The 17,146-nt window shown below is 58.2% G+C and carries 10 protein-coding genes, 1 tRNA gene and 1 pseudogene; all 12 read right to left on the bottom strand.

The window, feature by feature from the left end; all coding sequences use genetic code 11:
• Positions 1-1,104 (bottom strand): type I restriction endonuclease (locus VEH04_07130; GenBank protein ID HYG22539.1); only part of this gene is annotated, 1,104 nt, incomplete at its 3' end.
• 25 nt (positions 1,105-1,129) lie between these two features.
• Entirely contained in the window at positions 1,130-1,498 is a 369-nt protein-coding gene (locus VEH04_07125) for a four helix bundle protein (protein HYG22538.1), read from the bottom strand.
• 138 nt (positions 1,499-1,636) lie between these two features.
• A pseudogene (locus VEH04_07120) lies at positions 1,637-1,789 on the bottom strand (four helix bundle protein).
• Between the two features lie 126 nt (positions 1,790-1,915).
• Positions 1,916-2,728, bottom strand: coding sequence for a hypothetical protein (locus VEH04_07115; GenBank protein ID HYG22537.1), 813 nt, complete (start codon positions 2,726-2,728; stop codon positions 1,916-1,918).
• Between the two features lie 20 nt (positions 2,729-2,748).
• Positions 2,749-5,286: an AAA family ATPase gene (locus VEH04_07110; GenBank protein ID HYG22536.1), complete on the bottom strand. Its 2,538-nt coding sequence runs from the start codon at positions 5,284-5,286 to the stop codon at positions 2,749-2,751.
• A gap of 3 nt (positions 5,287-5,289) precedes the next feature.
• The gene (locus tag VEH04_07105; GenBank protein ID HYG22535.1) at positions 5,290-6,468 is read right to left on the bottom strand and encodes a restriction endonuclease subunit S; all 1,179 of its coding nucleotides are present in this window, start codon (positions 6,466-6,468) and stop codon (positions 5,290-5,292) included.
• A gap of 86 nt (positions 6,469-6,554) precedes the next feature.
• On the bottom strand, positions 6,555-6,965 hold the full coding sequence (locus VEH04_07100; GenBank protein HYG22534.1) for a hypothetical protein: 411 nt from the start codon (positions 6,963-6,965) through the stop codon (positions 6,555-6,557).
• The gene (locus tag VEH04_07095) at positions 6,962-8,710 is read right to left on the bottom strand and encodes a class I SAM-dependent DNA methyltransferase (GenBank protein ID HYG22533.1); all 1,749 of its coding nucleotides are present in this window, start codon (positions 8,708-8,710) and stop codon (positions 6,962-6,964) included. The genes VEH04_07100 and VEH04_07095 overlap by 4 nt, the downstream gene beginning before the upstream one ends.
• 1,205 nt (positions 8,711-9,915) lie before the next feature.
• Positions 9,916-10,533: a transposase gene (locus VEH04_07090; protein ID HYG22532.1), complete on the bottom strand. Its 618-nt coding sequence runs from the start codon at positions 10,531-10,533 to the stop codon at positions 9,916-9,918.
• A 681-nt stretch (positions 10,534-11,214) separates the two neighbouring features.
• Positions 11,215-11,304, bottom strand: a tRNA-Ser gene (locus VEH04_07085).
• 180 nt (positions 11,305-11,484) lie between these two features.
• Positions 11,485-14,214, bottom strand: a complete 2,730-nt coding sequence (locus tag VEH04_07080) for a LamG-like jellyroll fold domain-containing protein (GenBank protein ID HYG22531.1) — start codon at positions 14,212-14,214, stop codon at positions 11,485-11,487.
• 180 nt (positions 14,215-14,394) lie between these two features.
• Complete coding sequence (locus VEH04_07075; protein ID HYG22530.1) at positions 14,395-17,130, bottom strand: excinuclease ABC subunit A; 2,736 nt, start codon at positions 17,128-17,130, stop codon at positions 14,395-14,397.
• Positions 17,131-17,146 lie beyond the last annotated feature (16 nt).

Here is a 17,146-nt window from a genome sequence, read left to right as displayed (position 1 = left end):
ATCTCCCTGGCCACAGCCCGAGCCGAAGCGAGCCAACTCCGGACAGGAACCACTAAACGGAAAGCCGGATGCGGGAAATCCGCCCGTCCGGTTTGGAGGGAGGGGCGAGGTTAATCCCTCGCTCCTACCCCTATCTCCGCCACGCCGCCGCAACAACGACGCAATTGCCGCATTGACCCCGAGCACTTGATGATTCTGACCAACAATCTTGGCCAATCCCGCCTTATGCTCCGAGAACAGGGTGAAATTCTCCACCAGGTCGAGCAGACGCGACCGATCGCATGTGCCGCGAATCATCACTTCCAGCGACACCCGGCGCGGCTCGTCCTCGCGCTCGATGCGTTTCCATTCGAAGAACCGCTCCCAATCCGCCGTGATCGAACCGACGCGGCTGTCCGTGCCGTTCGAGGCGATGAGCAGCGCGTTGAACCAGAAGAGCTGCGGAATCTCCGCCTTGTAGTGCGTCAGGTTCTCGTCGAACGCCGCGCGCGCGGGCACGCCGGGCTTCTTCAACTCGATGACCACCAGCGGCAGGCCGTTGACGAAGCCCACCAAATCCGGGCGGCAGGTGTAGAGCGCTCCCGTGACGCTGAACTGGCTGACCAGCAGGAAATCATTGTTCGCTGGCTGCTCCCAATCAATCACGCGGACGCGGACAGTCGTCTGTCCTCCCTTGCCTTCTCCGCGCTGAGGATTGCCCGTGCGGCTTGCACCACCCTCTCCGCCTCGACCGGGGAGAGGGCCGGGGTGAGGTGTCGAATCTCCGGTATCTGCGACGCTCACCGGGATTCCCTCTTTCAACAACCGATAAACCTCGCGGTTCGCCTGTTCGAGCAACATCGCGGAACGGTCGCGGGTCAATTCATCCACGGCGGCGGTGATGGCCTCGGGCGGCAGCGCGGGATTCAACTTCTCCAACGCCGCGCGCAACCGCGGAACCAGCACCACCTCGCCCTTAGTCTCGCGACCGAGCAACCCCGCGTCACGAGGCTCACCGGCAACGCCTGCCGTGAGCGGCGGCCCGGCCACCTGCCAACCAAGCTCCGCGAACAACCCGATGGCGGGCTGCTCGACAAGCTGGTCTTCGGTGTAGGCGTGGGGCATGGGAGAAAGGCTAAAGGCTAAAGGCTTAATGCTGAAGGTTTGCTTTCGAACGTTTATCAATGGTCGTCACAATTGCCACCAGTTGGCGGGTTTCGTCGATCAGATCGGCCATCTTCGCGGCAGACACACGACCGCTGTCCACGATCAATTCGAGCCAATACTCGGTTTCTTCGATTTCCTTGAGGCAATCGCCAATCTTGGAAATGAACTCGGCTTTGGACCGCCCGCGAGACGCCTCGCAATAGTTCGCGCCCACCGATGTTCCGGAACGCAGAACTTGCTTGCCCAGCACCTGTGCGACCGTGTCGTTCTTGGCCAGGTCGGAATACATGCGAATGATCCTAAGGGCAAACGCCTTCGTCCTAGGTTTCAAGTCCTGCGGCTTTTCGCTCATAACACTTCAGCCTTCCGCATTTCGCCTTCAGCCTTCCCCTTTTGGAGAAATGCTAAAGGCTAAAGGCTTAACGCTGAAGGTGTGGCTATTCCCTCATGCAATTTCGGCCTTCAGCATTAAGCCTTCAGCCTTTCCCTTCCGCCCACGAGACGCCTCGCAATAGTTCGCGCCCACCGATGTTCCGGAACGCAGAACTTGCTTGCCCAGCACCTGTGCGACCGTGTCGTTCTTCGGCAGCTCGGAATACATGTGGATGATGCGCAGCGCGAACGCCCTGGTTCTCGGTTTCAGATCCTGAGGTTTTTCCCTCGTGCAATTTCAGCCTTCAGCATTAAGCCTTAAGCCTTTCCCCTTCCGGCGGCTGCTCGACAAGCTGGTCTTCGGTGTAGGCGTGGGGCATGGGAGAAATTTTGGGAGTCAGCGTTTTTGCCGGGCCATCTTTTCGCGAACTGTCGTAGTGACTTGTTCCACCTTGTCTGCGAGTCCAAGAAGCTCATGCTCGGTCAATTCAACCGGCGCGCCATGCACCAATGCATTCCTGACCTGCGTCGCCTTGGCTACGAGTTCATCAAACTGGTGTGGAAGGTCTGGATACAATTTTTTTAGGTCCATCCATCCTTTCCGAGCAGGAACGTGGTGTGCCTGGTCCGGCAAGACACCCGCGCCGCGCAAAGTCCCGAGAATCGCTCTTTCAAGGTCAATGAATATCTCAAGGAACAGCGATTTCCCTGTCAGTTGACTGGCATCAATGATTCTGCGCGGAGTCTCGACTGGCTTTGCTTCCTGAAGCAATCCCTTCGGGTCAACGCCGAAGAGGACGGAGAAAACCCAAACAGCGGCATGTTGTGCCTCGACGAGGCAATGCACCTCCGGTGTCATCCCATTTCCAGAATGATAAAGCTCGTTGCGTAGCTGGTGATACCACACAATCTCATCAATCGAGACTTCGATCGGAATCTTCCGCTCTACCAAGAACTCTTCGAGGAACTCCAGCTTCGCGTGAAAATTGGAAAGCCAATGTTGAACTTTCTTCCCCTCGTAAGTCTTGCCGCCCCTCTGTGACGGGTGAAGCTGAAGGTGCGTCGTGATGGACACCTCGACTGCGTTGTCGAAGCTGACAAGAGCCATCCGTTTGTCGAAATCCGTCCCACCTTTGAGGTGTCCATCACCATGCCGAATCAACTCGAATGGACCGGCCGCCCAAGGTTTTAGTTTCTGGTTATTGCTCATTTGTGTAGCTGAGGCATGGATTACGGTGGAATGCGGCCAATGATTGCGGCTTCGATGCCGAGAATCTGGTTGTAGCGAGTCTGGAACATCGCCTTGTCGGTGTTCACGTAAGCGTTCCGTGGGTCATCGTGCTCCGTGATGCTCAATTTCGCGTAGAGGTCACGCAGGGTGGTGGCCTCGGCTGGGAGTAATGGCACGACTTTTGTGAAACTCTGGAAGGCAGTGATTGCTTGGCTCTTCTGTTTGTATTGATGCCGCTGGTGGTTGAAGACGTGTGTGTTCACAACGGCCTCAATCAGCCGCCGCATCTTCCCGGCAAGCTCCTCTTTCTTGGGCTTGCTTGGCTCTCCCGCCGTTGCCAAGACCGTGCTGATGTCGTTCTTCAGTTCATCAATCTTCTCGCTGTAGTCGGCGACGACTGTGCAGTTCTCCAGAACATGCACTGAAAGGTGACCGTCGAGGCCGGCTTGGTTCATCGTCGCTTGGAGTTGGACAAAGAACTCCCAGTTGTGCGTGAGAACGACAATCTGCCTCGCTGGATGCTTCACCGTGAAATCCCTGAGCCTGGCGCAGTAGTTCGCGATGTAGTTGTAGTCAAAGCTGGAGATCGGGTCATCGAACACCAAGACCGATTGCGGACAGGTTTCAAGTTCGGCAAAGAACAACGCCAGCGCATGAAGCCGCTGCTCACCCTCGCTCAACACGCCGTCAATTCCCTTGCCGCCGACCTGTGGCAACACCGTCACGGAAGCGTCCGCGCCTTTCCTCGCGAGCTTCACGCCGAATGCTGCCATGCCCTTTTCCGCGAGTGCCCGGTATTCCGCGTCCAACCGCGCCTCAAAGTCCGTGACCACCAAATCCTCGTGAGCGTCCTTCGCTGTCTCGGTTATCCGTTTCAGCACTTGCGTAAATGCCGGGAGCTTTTCTTTCCAGAACTGCGCGCTGTTCACCATGCGCTGGGTTTCGCGCAACTTCTCCATCGCATCAGCAATGGCCTGGGCATACTCCAACGGTTCAAGCTCAATGCGCAGTTTTGCCAACTGCTTCACCAGTTCCTCCCGTCCCTTTGCAGCGGCGTCAATGGCGGTCTTCTTCGATTCCATCTGCGCCGCCCACGTAACCGCCGAAGTCTTGAGCGACTCCAACGCAGCTTTGGCGTCTGCGGTCGGTTCTTTTGAGATGTCGCAACTCGCCACGATCAACTCCGCTCCGGTCTTGGCCGCCGTGAGAATCTCATCGGCTATGGTTTTGCATTTGTCCCACGCTTTCCGGTCAATCTGTCCGACTGCGGCTGAGAGGTCGCGAGCCTTGATGAGGTCGACCTTGATGGCAGAGATGTCTTTCTCAAGTTCGCCAACGAGCAATCCATGATACTGCTTGAACAACTCAACTTCGGAAGCACCCAGACCGCGTTTGCAAAGCGGACACGCATGGTCCGTTGCCTCGTCCATCTTGCACATTGGAGACGCAGCGCGAAGCAAAGTCAGCAGGCTATCGAGCGTGCTGCCTTCCGGGATGAGTGCCTTCGCAAGCACCTCCTGAGCGGCCTGCTTGTTCGCGAGGGTCTTCGCCTTGTTCGCCGGGTCTAGTCCCCAAAGTGCCGCCGCGGAGGTCAGCAGGGAGTCCAACGCCGTCAGCAAGGTTTCCAGCTCACGGTGCTCCGCGCGAAGAAGCTTCAATCCTTCTTCGGATGTTGCCTTCTCCAACTCGGCGGCGGCAGCTCGTTTCTCGCGCAATAATTCTTGGTCGTTGAACTCCTCGCCAAGTTTGATTTGTGCCGCGAGCGTGGAAACGGTCTTGTCATCAATGAGCGCCAAGGGGCGAGCCTTGAACTTTACGAAGTCGGTCCGAATCGCTTGCAACGCCTGAGTGAGCTTCGCTGCGTTGTCGAGTTGTGACCGTTGCAGTGCCTCGCGGAACTTGGTCGTCAACGCTTTGGCCCACTCGAAAATATGCAGCTTGAACGGTGCGACAATTATCACACGTCCGGGCTCGACCGCGTTGGTCACGTTCTGGAGCGCAATCGCCGTGTCGAAGTATTTAACCGTCGCTCGTCGCGGTCCATACCCCGCGGCAGGTGTCCAAGTCTGCGGGATGGCGTCGCTCTTGAACTTGAAGCGGAATGTCGGTGTGACCGCGCCAGCCACACGGACGTTTTCAAGCGGTCGGCTTGGCACCCCCGGTGTTGCGAGAACTTTCAAGGATTCGCACAGGCTGGATTTGCCGCTGCCGTTCGCGCCAAAGATTAAAGTGACGCGCTTCTTTAAACTAACGTCGAGCGCATCGCCGAGGAGTTTGAAGTTTGTGAATCCTGCGAGTTGCTCAAGGGAGTCTGCTGGAACTGCGGCGACTGCGGCAGCAGCAACGGCTGCGGCGGGCTTGATGCCGATGTAGCTCGCCTTGACCGTATAGAGAGCGAAAAGCGTGTCGATCATCTGTTGGTCGAGTGCTGAAACACCACTCACAGCCGCGAGGTCGCAGACCATTCTGAACCATTGTTCGTTTACCTCCTTGGCGAGGTCGTTCACATAGCCAACTGCATCTGGGTGCTTGGGCATGGTTCAACTGGTTTCGAGTTCCACCTGCCCCGACAGCAGGCGCGGCAGCAGCAGGTCGCGCGTTCGGCGGAGGTTTTCTTCCTTTTGCAGGAGCACGTTCAGAAAGTCCAGCATCGGCAAGACTTTCTCGCGAAACGCGCGGATGATGGACGGCGGCGGCGTCAGCACCCGAAAGCCGAGCAGCTTCTCTACACTCAGGTTGTCCTGAGTCGTGCCGCGCGAGACGTTCTGCATTTGCTGCTTAATCGACTCCAGATACATCTTCACGTAGAACGCATCGGACTTCTCAAGGTCCGGTACGAAGCCGACGACGCTGTCAGGAATGCAGCCCGTCTTGGCCAGAATCGCAGTCTCACCGATGTTGGCCGCTATGGTTATGCAAAGCGTGCCGGGTTGCCAAAGCTTGCTTTGGGCAAGACCTGCCTCGCCGTAAGTCTGGGTGTGGCTTCGGAGGAAGATTCGAGCTTCCTTGATGTCCCCGGTTTGGAAGAACGGGTAAGGTCCACCGTAGAGTGAAGCCTCATTTCGCGGCCGGTGCCGCGATTTGCCTCGCCCGAGAAAACCAAGTTCATTCAGCTCACGCCACTCCCAGCCTTGGGGGATGTCGCCGAGGGGGGAGGCCACGCGCGGGTGCTTTTCGTGGCCAGGGAAGCGGAAGTGGACGAACCACTCGCGGTAGAGGGCGCGGGCCATCACCTCCAAAATCCGGATGCGCCGCTGACTGTTCTCCATCAGCTCGTCGTAGGCCGACAGGATGCCCGCAATCCGCCGTTGCACCGGCAGCGGGGGGAGGGAAAGCGGCTCACGCTCTGAAAATGTTGTCCACTGGAAGCGAGCAACGCCGGTGTGCTGTGTGTGATAGGCGTGCATCGAGCCGGATGCGTAAAGGTGCTGGAGATACCAGAACATGAACTCCGGCTCGCAAAGCTCGGTGTTGAACCGGATGAACCGGCTGAAGCTCGCGCATGTCAGTGGGAATTCTGAGCGGGAAAACAACTGCGGGCGAAGGAGAACAGTTCGGCCAGTAATCTGATTCTTCGTTCCGCCGGCAGCTTCGATGACGACATCCCAAGGCTGAAGCCTTTTCCGTTCGGCAATGTGCTGCGGAATATGTCGGCGCGGCGTTGTCGCCGTGTTTCCAAAGCGCACGTCTTCAAAGTCCGTCCCGCGAATCGCGAGCATCTCAACGGATTCATCGAACGGCTCGCCCTTGCCCCACTCTCCGTCCTTTGAAACCGCGATGAGGTCTTTGAGAACGCAGTCCATCGTCACCCCTCCAGAATCTCCGCCACGTTGCGGGCAATGGTTTGTTCGAGGTCGCGGGCCTGGGCGTTCAAGGTTTCGAGTTTCATTTCTTCCCTCCCTTTTTCCGCTTCGGGAGTTTCTTCACTTCGGCTTCGAGCAGATTCATGATGTCCGCTTGGCCTTGGGCGTCGCACTTGCCGCCCGCCTTTCAACCGGACTATTAAGTAATCCTTAATAGTTGCCCCCTCGGTCAATTCGCCCTCGTCGAGGATGTTCTTGATGTGGAGGTTGATGTTCGGAACGGTAGTCTGGAACAACTCCGCCATCAGCGCCTGCGTCAGCCACACATTCTGATTCTCAAACCGGCATTGGATGCGGGTCTGACCATCGGCCGTTTGGTAGAGAATCAGTTGTGATTGGGATGCGTCGCTCATGCTTCCAGGATTTCCGCGACGTTCTTCGCAATTGTGGTTTCCAACTCGCGGGCTTGGGCGTTCAACGTTTCTAGTTCCTCGTTCAGGGTTTCGAGTTGTTCCTTGAAGTCCCCGTCGCTCACGGCTTCGCCCGGCGCGACGCCCACATATCGCCCTGGATTCAGACTCCATCCCTCAGTCTCAATTTCTTTCAGGGTCGCGGCTTTGCATAAACCCGGGATGTCGCGATACCGGGCGATACCCTCATCCCCGGCCCTTCTCCCACTGGGAGAAGGGTGGCCGCCAGGCCGGGTTGAGGGTTGTGCGGCAAACAGCTCCTCGACCTTGGCCTTGGCCTCAGCTCCACCCAGCGTGTAATCCGGCGGCTCGCCCCGGTAAAGCCGCACAATATTGGCGAGGAACCCAATCTGCGCGGACGTCCAGTCGCGGTGTGCGCGGTCCACCTGCCGGTAAATGTGGCGGGCATCTATAAACAGAACTGTATCCGCTCGGTTCTGTTTTCCCTCACCCTCCGCTCCGCTCCTCCCTCTCCCAGTGGGAGAGGGTGTCGCTTTCGACTTATCCAAAAACCATAACGTGCAAGGGAGCGTCACCGTATAAAACATATTCGGGCCGACGGCGACCATCACGTCCAGCGCGCGGCTTTCGATGAGTTTCTGCCGGATTTCCTGTTCGGAGGCGCGGGCGTCGGAGGCGGAGTTGGCCATGACGAATCCGGCCCTGCCGCCCGAAGTTCGGGCATCCCCATTCTTTAGCGCGGAGTGGAAGAGTTGAATCCAGAGGTAATTAGCGTTGTCGGTGCGCGGCAGGCCGAACGGGAAGCGGCGGCCGGGCCCGACGGAGTCTTTCAACCGTTCCTTGTCCACTGCGTTCACATTGAACGGTGGATTGGCGAGGACGAAATCAAACTGGCCCGTTGCCTTGTGCGGATCGTCGTAATAGCTGTTCACCTGGCCGCCGTGGCGGATGTCGCCTTCGAGGCCATGCACGGCGAGGTTCAGGCGGCAGAGGCGTCCGGTTTCGTCGGTCTTCTCGACGCCGTGGATGGAGAGTTCCGCGCTGGGATTCTTTTTATGTTCCGCCACGAATCGCGCGGAGGAGACGAACATGCCGCCCGAGCCGCACGCGGGATCGAGGATGCGCCCGCGGTAGGGCTCGATGATTTCGGTGAGGAGGCGGACGATGCAGGAGGGAGTGTAGAACTCGCCGCCTTTCTGGCCTTCGGTGCGGGCGAACTCGCCGAGGAAGTATTCGTAGATGCGCCCGAAGGCGTCGTAGTCCACGGTGGCGGGAATCTCGGAGACTTTCTTGAGCAGCTCCTTGAGGAGGGTGCTGGTGAAGAGGTTGTAGGTCTTGGGCAGGACGCCGGCGAGCTGCGGGTTGTGCTTCTCGATGTCCCGCATGGCGTCGTTCACCTTCGCGCCAATGTCCTTTGCTTCGGGCAGATTCAGGAGGAAATCGAACCGGGCGTTGGGCGCGAGGTAGAGGATGCCCTCGGCGTGATAGGCGGCGGGTTCATCCACGCGCGAGCCGCGCCTGGACGAGGCAGAGGCTTTCTCCAGCTTGGCGCGTTGCAGTGCAAAGCGGACTTCCGCGAATCGTAGGAAGATGATGCCGAGGATCGGGCCGGAGTATTCCTGGGCCTTGAGGCCGGAATTGGCGCGAAACTGGTCGGCGGAATCCCAGAGGCGTTTTTCCAAGGTCTCCGTGTGGATGCTTTTCTCAGATGGAGCGACCCAGTGCATAGAACGTTAAGCAGAATACGGGAAAGAGAACTTTGAAATAAAAGTGGTTGTCGCCATGCCAGACTCCGGGCGGGATAGTATTTCAAGCCTGTTGTCGCGCAAACAGAATCTGAGGGCCCGTCATTGCGCGAGTTGACTCAAATTAAAAGACCCCGGAGGGGAAGAACTGGGGGGGGGCCGAAAGGGTCGTTGACTCATGGAAAAAAGACACCGGGGGGTTCTTCCGCGAGCCTGGCGCTCACGATGAGCGGGCAAAGCTGGGCTCAATGTGAAACGCTCCCATTAATGTTTGGTCATCTCGCCTTTTAGCTTGAAATCCGAAGTCCGAGTCCTCGAAGGCCGAAAGAAGTGCGAATTCCAATGGCCGAAACGGCTGAACGTTCCTGGAGTAGAAAAGTGGTCAGGGGCGTTGCATTGAGCGCTCAGTTCCGGGAAATACACGCCCGGAGCTTTGTGTCCGATGCTGATGTTGATGTTGTTCTCCGCAAGCGTCACGCCGAGCACCTCTTGATGACAGGAGGCGGCGCGGGAATGCAGATTGGTCAGAGCAAATTTGTCTGACGTTTATGATGCGCCACCGAGAAATTCCTCACCAGACTTGCCCCATTTGGCACGCTGAAGCGTGAACACCATGCGCTGGGTGTCCACCCTTCATCTGCAATTTGCTCTGTGTCGCGGAGGCAAGTGACGATGGTGGAAGTGGATGGCGCGAATCGAGATGAATTTATTGGCCTTACAGCTCGTTTTTAGGGTGGTTTTTTGGCTTTAACGGACGCGCGGAAGCGGAGCGTTGCGCATGGGACGAGGGACTCGATTTCGTGAAACGGGAGGGATTTTCGAACCGCGGATTCCGACGCGACGGGCTTGGACGTTGAGAGACGGAAACCGGGTGGATGCTGAAAGATGACTGCATCCCGTACAACGCAAAAGCGGGACGAGAAAACGCCTGTAAGGCCGTAGATTGAAACGGAATTGTGCGCATCTCATTCCGCTCCAAATCGTTGTCTCTGCGACACAAGACAGACAGTCGTAGTGAGGCAGACAGCCGTTCTAACGTTCGGTGTCCCGGCTTTAGCCGGCTTACCTGACACCCTAAAGGGTGGACACCGAGCTGTAGGGTGTTCCGGTTCAACCGGGTTTCCCGGACACCCTAAAGGGTGGACACCCAGCGCACGGTGTGCACGCTTTAGCGTGGCATCCCATTCTCACATCTCAGGATCATCCCAACCCTTTCCATATTTCAACACGGGAAACTCTTTCCAAATCCGCGACGCTTCCTCGCGTCCCATCCCGCTCAAATAGTCCGCCGCGCTGGAAAAAGGCCAGTCCTGCCAATGACCGACGTACCCGTGATGCACCGGATTGTGATGAACATAGTTCATCGTTGCCCAGAAATGCGCATCGTTGCGCATGAACCGTTCAACCGCCCCGCACCATACCTGACGTCCTCGTGTTTGCTCCTCGCCATTCCACTGAAACGAAAGGCGGCCATGCATTCGGCCCAGATCCGCCAGCACTTCGAGGATGCCCGGAGTTTCGATCAGCGCATGATAATGATTTGGCAGCACGCACCAGGCGTGAATCTGCGTTTCACGTTGGCGCAACACATCAAGCAGCGTATGGGAGAAGGACGCCATCCGTTCCGCATTGTGACCAATTATTGAGCGGTGTTCGAAACACGCCGCCGTGACATGGTAACGCGTCTTCTCGCTGGCCCGATGCGGCGGGCGATGCCAAGGCAGGCCCTGCCGCTTCCGCCAATCAAGCAATTCAATGCGTTGGTTTGGTGTCAGCTTCCGCCACAGATATTCGGGCTTGCCCATGATCGTTTCAGATGCACGCTAAAGTGTGGTGCCCAGCGGTTCGGTGTCCGGCCCGTTTGGTGTCCAGCCTTCAGGCTGATCCCCAGAACACCCTAAAGGGTGGACACCCAGCGCATGGTGTGCACGCTTTAGCGTGTGTTCCGGTTCTCGCATTTCCGCTGCTCAAATCCGCCCGCGAATCAACTTTCGAAACACCCTGAAGGGTGGACACCGAACTGTAGGGTGTCCCGGCTTCAGCCGGTTACCCGAACACCCTGAAGGGTGGACACCCAGCACTCACGCCAGGCCGTGCGCGATGGCGGAGGACTTGTTGGTCTTGCACGCGGCCTTCACCCGGTCGGGTCCAGTATTCCATCGCTTGTTGCGCCCAGTCGTATTTTGCTCCGCCCGTTCCTTCCAGGCGACCTTCGTTTCCGGCCAACTGGGGAGTAGTGGGTGGAGCAGTGCGGTTTGGCATCCTCTTTTTCGTGTAGTTCGTGTGATTCGTGGTTCTCCTTCTTCTTATTCGGTGAAATCGTGCCCCGCAAAAACCGAAGGCTCACGCGAAGGCCGCCTGCGCGAGTTTCGTATGGTTCGTGTATTTCGTGGTAAATCAACAACCCCTATTTGATTCGAGAAGATTCGCGCAATTCACGTAAACGCGATTCTGCCTCGGGGATCCATGTGAAATTGCGGAGACAGTGGCGGAGAGAGGGGGATTCGAACCCCCGATACCCGTGAAGGTATTCACGCTTTCCAGGCGTGCGCGTTAAACCACTCTGCCATCTCTCCAATTGCCGCGCTAAGATTGATTGGCTTCAACCAAAAAACAAGCCCAAGAATAATGCACCGCGTCGCACGGGCGCGCCCGTGTGGGAGATTGATGCCGTGCTGCGCTCGCGAACGCTGGAGGTGCGTGAACGCCGCGCCCCACCTGCCACGCTGCGGGCGTGTGCACGCACTGTGGCCTGTTCAGTTGCCGAGGATCCGATACCACGCCGCGGCGTTCGTCGGCGTCACAGTCAACTCATTGCCGAAGATCGCTTCTCCAATCGTCGTCCAGTCACCGGCCTCCAGGTTCGTCCGCATTTGCAGTTGGTAAGGCGGGATGCCGCCAGTCCAACGGAGCTGCAGATCGGAACTTTCAGTCACTATTGTGGCCGTGATGTTCGCGGCGGACAGCACGTGAATGTGCATAAGCGCTGTGTCCATCAGGTGTCCGTCCGTGACCCGGACGTTGAACGTATTCGTACCGGCGTCGGAAGAAAGCGGAGTTCCGGACAGATTTCCGTTCGCCGATACCGACAACCATGCCGGGCCGTTTAATTTCGAAAACGAAAGCGTGTCGTTGTCAGCGTCCTGGGCCTGCAGCGCCAATGTTCCATGGAAAGCTTCGCCTGCAGTCACAGCGTCCAAGGCGATTACATCCGATGCGAATTGCGGCGCCGAGTTTGTCATCATCGACGCGATCTCCCCAGGCGCGAGCGCCCGGTTGTAAATGCGGACGTCATCAAGCCGGCCGTTAAAGTAATCGCCCGCGACACCGCTCGTGTTCTTGCGCGCGATGGCGAGAACATCGGCTGTCGTTGAAATAGTGCCCCCCGCCTCGCGCGTGGCCATCACAATGCCATTTGTGTAGAGGAGCATGGTCAGGCCGTCCCATGTGGCCGCAATGTGCACCCACGCATTGATGGGCGGAAGTGGAGCGGTCAATTGATCGACGCCATTCAAATGGAACTTCAGCACTGAGTTCTCAGCCAGCAGCCGATACTGGTTGTCGGCATTTCCCTTCTGTAAAATGCGGCGGTTTCCATTCCAATCGAACGCGTAGACCCAGGCTGACAACGTGATGGCTTTCGTGGGATTGTTGAGACTGCTGGAATGGGGAATCGTCACCGAACGCAGGTTTGCCGAGTTGAAGGTTAATGCGGCGGTTCCGAATTTTCCGGGCGCGAACCACGTGGGTCCGTTTACGAGAATGCCGTTGTTGTTGTTGCCCGACGCATCCGCGGCAAGCGAGCCGCCATTTTCATCGAACTTCCAACGCGCGATCAGATCGCTTGTCGGAACTGCGACGAGCGGCGAGGAGTCAGGGCTTGAACCGAAAGCGTTCGCTGCTGCAATGGTGTAATACGCTGCGATGCCGTTGGTGAGGCCTGTATCCGTGAACGATGAGATCGGCGCGGTCGCGATGACCGCGAACGGTCCGCCAACAGCTGGTCCGCGCTTGATGACGTAGTTGGTTGCGGAAGGTGTGGGCGACCAGGAAAGCCGCACTTGCGAATGACTGACGATGGCCGACAGATCTGCGGGGACGGGAGGCGCCTGTCCTGACGTGAAGAACACACGGCAGGAGGAGAGCTGGTTGTCAGCACCACCGGGATTGAGCAGCGCGAGGTTGGTCACGCTGCTGGTATTCGTCCAGGCCGTTCCCCCGAAGTTGTCGTGTTGATACAGGACCAAGGTGATCCCGGGAGGAATCCGACACGATGACGCCCAGTCGTTCGGCACGCCTTTACCGCCGAGTTGGGACAGGTTGTAGTTGCCCGGCGTCAGTACCTGGCTTTGCGCGCCGCCGTAGTTCACGTGCTCGAACAGCGTCACGCCGTTGGGAGCAGTGCTGCCGTTGAATCCCGTGATGCTCAGGGTGACCTTGTTGGTGTCACGTGCGGTTTGGCGAATGACGATTCCAGTTCCTGGAAGCGTCAACTGCTGATGGTTTTCGAGCACCGCGATCTCATACGTTTCCGCGCCCGTCCCGCCGCTATGTCGATGCACACCGACGCCGTAGGCATACTTGTAATAGTAAGGCGGGTAGTTCGCGGAGATCGGCGGAACAGGGTCGTTGCCGGTTCCCGTCCGGCCGTCCTTGCCCACCTGTGATGCGGTCCAACCGCGGTTGAAACCGAGCGGTTGACGAAACGAAAGGAAATACGGATTTCCAACCGGCGGAACGATCTTCAAAGCCTGCGAGTTTGGCAGCGCATTCGTTGGATCGATTTCCAGCGGGCTGATCTGGTATGTGCCGTCACTCGTAATCTGACGCCAGCCGCCACTGCCTTCGGGCCGATGCGGAAGCCAGCCGCCCCAGATGGCATGTGGCGCGTTGAACGTGTAGGATTCGCCACCCATGCAATCGTCCTTGCCGCCGTACGCATCCTCAAACACGCCATCGTTGTTATGGTCCGTCACGGAGTGATGGAACCCAATCGTGTGTCCCATCTCGTGCGCGTAAGCGAAGAGGTCCGTGCCGTGGAAGTTGATCACGCGGTTGCCGTACGCAAATGCATAACCGCACGTCGTTTGAGACGAACGAAAGGTGTAGACACGCGTCGTGTAATTGTTCGGTTCGTAACCGAGCGCTCGCGCCGCCGTGTCCGCCTGGTTCGCCCAATTATCGGTGTCGCACGGCGTGATGCTGTCGTTGATGCTCACGTTGATCACGCTGCCCGTCCAGCGGATGCTTCCCCAGGTGGCGGCGTTGTAAAACGAATCGACGTTCAACGGCGAATTCGTGAACACCATGCCGTTCACCTCCGCAACCGTGCAATCGATCGGCGCATCGTTGAGGCTCACGAGCATGATCAATGCAGACTTTGTGCCTGACACCGCTGCGGGTGCCAGCGAGATGCTGAAGCAAATCAACAGCGCTGCGAGAAGCGAACGTATCGCTGTCTTGCAACCGTGGCATTGAAATCTCACAGGTGTGGCTCTAAAGGACCGAGGGCTGAGGTGCATCGGGTTAGATCATGATCCAACACGTGCTCGGGCACAGGGCATAACTGCCTGTCGGTGCAGCAAACATGGCGCCGGTCGAGTCTTCGAAAAAACGCATCCGTCGCAGCGCAGACTCGGAGGTCTGCGCTGCGAGTTTCTTGCAGTTCAGTGCGATCGCGATTGCGGCGTCTGCAGCAGCGGTTTTAGGAATCGGCCCGTGTGCGAGGAACGAATCCGCGAGATCGTTTCGGGTGTTCCTTCCGCGACGAGTTCGCCGCCGCCTGTTCCGCCTTCGGGTCCGAGGTCGATCACCCAGTCCGCTTCGGCAATGAGGTCAAGATTATGTTCGATCACGATTACCGAATGACCTGCGTCGACAAGGCGTTGAATCACGTCAACCAATCGCTGGACGTCCGCCATGTGCAATCCAATCGTGGGTTCTTCGAGGATGAACAGATTGCGTTTTTGCGACGCATCGAACAGCTCGGGGTCCTTCAAGCCAGTGAGAAGATGGGTGACGAGCTTGACGCGCTGGGCTTCGCCGCCACTGAGCGTGGGACTTTGCTGGCCGAGCTTGAGATAACCGAGCCCCGTGTCGCACAACGCCTGCAAGGCGCGTTTGATTTTAGGAACACCCGAAAAGAACTCGAGCGCTTCTTCAACCGAAAGCTCAAGCACCTGGGCGATGTTCTTGCCGCCGTATTCGACATCGAGCGTTTCGCGATTGAAGCGGCAGCCTTCGCAAGTTTCACAGCGCACAAACGCAGGTGGAAGAAAGTTCATCTCGACCTTGATCTGGCCCGCTCCCTCGCATTCCGGGCAGCGTCCCTGCGCGCTGTTGAACGAAAAACGGCTGGGCGTGTATCCCCGCAGGCGTGCTTCGGGAAGCTGCGCAAACAACTGGCGCATCTCATCGAAGAAGCCGACATACGTCGCGGGAATGGAGCGCGGAGTCCGGCCAATCGGCGATTGATCGACTTCATAAACCGCCTTCAAGCAATCGTATCCGGAAAGGTTGGGCGGCTTCGGCCCGCGACCCTTCCGGCTCAACGCCTGCGTCACGGCGGGCAGCAGGCATTCGCGAACCAGCGTGCTCTTGCCCGAGCCGCTCACGCCGGTCACAACAACAAAACGTCCAAGCGGAAACTGGATCGTGACGTTCTTCAGGTTGTTCACCGCAGCTTCCTTCAACATTAGCGCGGGAGTGCCTGAAATTTTCTCAGATTTTCGAGCTCGAGCTTCGGTTTCATTTTGCAACTGCGGCAGTTCAATCGGCCGCCGCTTCCCGCGCGTCGGATAGGTCTTATGGTTGCGAAGGCAGCGTCCTGTGATCGAATTCTCGTGTTCCAGGAGTTCGGCAAGCGTCCCTGCTGCGACGACTTGCCCGCCGTGAACTCCCGCGCCGGGGCCCAGGTCAATGATGTAATCGGCGCGCCGCATCGTTTCCTCGTCGTGTTCCACAACTATGACCGAATTCCCACGCGACTGCAGTTTCTGCAGGGTGGCGAGCAGTTGCTCGTTGTCGCGCGCGTGCAGGCCGATTGTGGGTTCATCGAGGACATAGAGGACGCCGCTCAGGTTCGAGCCGAGTTGCGCCGCGAGACGAATGCGCTGCGCTTCGCCGCCCGACAAGGTTGGAACGGAGCGTCCCAGCTGCAGGTACCCGAGTCCGACTTCATTGAGGAACTTCAGCCGCTCGCGAATCTCGGGCAGAATGTCGCGAGCGATTTCCGCCGCGCGGCCCGAGAACTTCACCTTGCGAAAAAGCTGTTCCGCCTGCTCGACGCTCATGCCGCCCAGCGCCTCAACGGTGAGGTCCTGCGCGGAGGCGAGCTTCAGCAGCGATCCCTGCACCCTGAGCCGCACAGCACGTGCGATCGGGTTCAGCCGCGCTCCGTGACATTCCGGGCAAGGTTCCCGCTGGCCTTCCTGCCATTCAAACCAGCTTTCCGCGATCGCATCCTCGCGCGCGCCACGATCGACGTCCTCGGGCATGTAGAACAATTCTCCAAAGCCGCGACATTTCGGGCACCAGCCTTGGGCGGAATTGTAACTGAAGTTTTTGGGATCGAGCGGCTCGAATGAACGTCCGCATTTCGGGCAGGAACGTTCGGTTGAATGCACCGTCACGTGCTTGTGATTGTCGAGCGCGAACAGTGTTCCATGGCCGAGCTTCAACGCTTCGTCGATCTTCTCCTGCATCTCAGCCTCGGCAGCCTTCGAACCTGCCGCACCCTTGCGATTGGAAGCAATCACTCCCACAACAACTTCAACATCGTGCTCCTTGAATCGATCGAGCCGGAACGGCTGGCTCGTGCGATGAATTTTTCCGTCGGCGCGAATTTCGCGATACCCATGCTTCGCGGCCCATTCAGCGACGTCGCTGTGAAATCCTTTGCGATTGCGCACAATCGGCGCGAGCAAGAGGAGATCGCCGCGCTGCTTCATCTCGTCACGCAGCCGCCTCCCCAGTTCATCACGTGTTTGCGCTTCGACGGGCAGCTGGCAATCGGGGCAATGCTGCGTGCCGAGCCTTGCAAACAGCAGGCGAACGAAGTGAAACATCTCAGTAACCGTTGCCACCGTGCTCTTGCCGCCACCGCGCGAGTTGCGTTGTTCGATGCTCACCGTGGGCGGAATGCCTGTGATCAGATCCACGTCGGGCCGCGACATCTGTTCCACGAACTGCCGGGCGTACACGTTCATGGAATCGAGAAACCGCCGCTGGCCTTCAGCGAAGATGAGGTCGAACGCGAGCGTGCTCTTGCCCGATCCACTGACGCCTGTGATGACGACGAACTTGTCGCGCGGCAGGCTGAGGGAAAGGTTTTTCAGGTTATGCTCCCGCGCGCCGTGAATGGCAATGCTGTCGGAGGATGGAAGTTCGGTGTCTTTGTACACAGTAAGAGGGATGGGT

It is taken from the genome of Verrucomicrobiia bacterium (assembly GCA_035629175.1).
Lineage (GTDB): Bacteria > Verrucomicrobiota > Verrucomicrobiia > Limisphaerales > DASXHY01 > DASXHY01.
The sequence above is the reverse complement of the archived record's forward strand: the minus strand, read 5'-3'. Positions and strand labels throughout refer to the sequence as shown.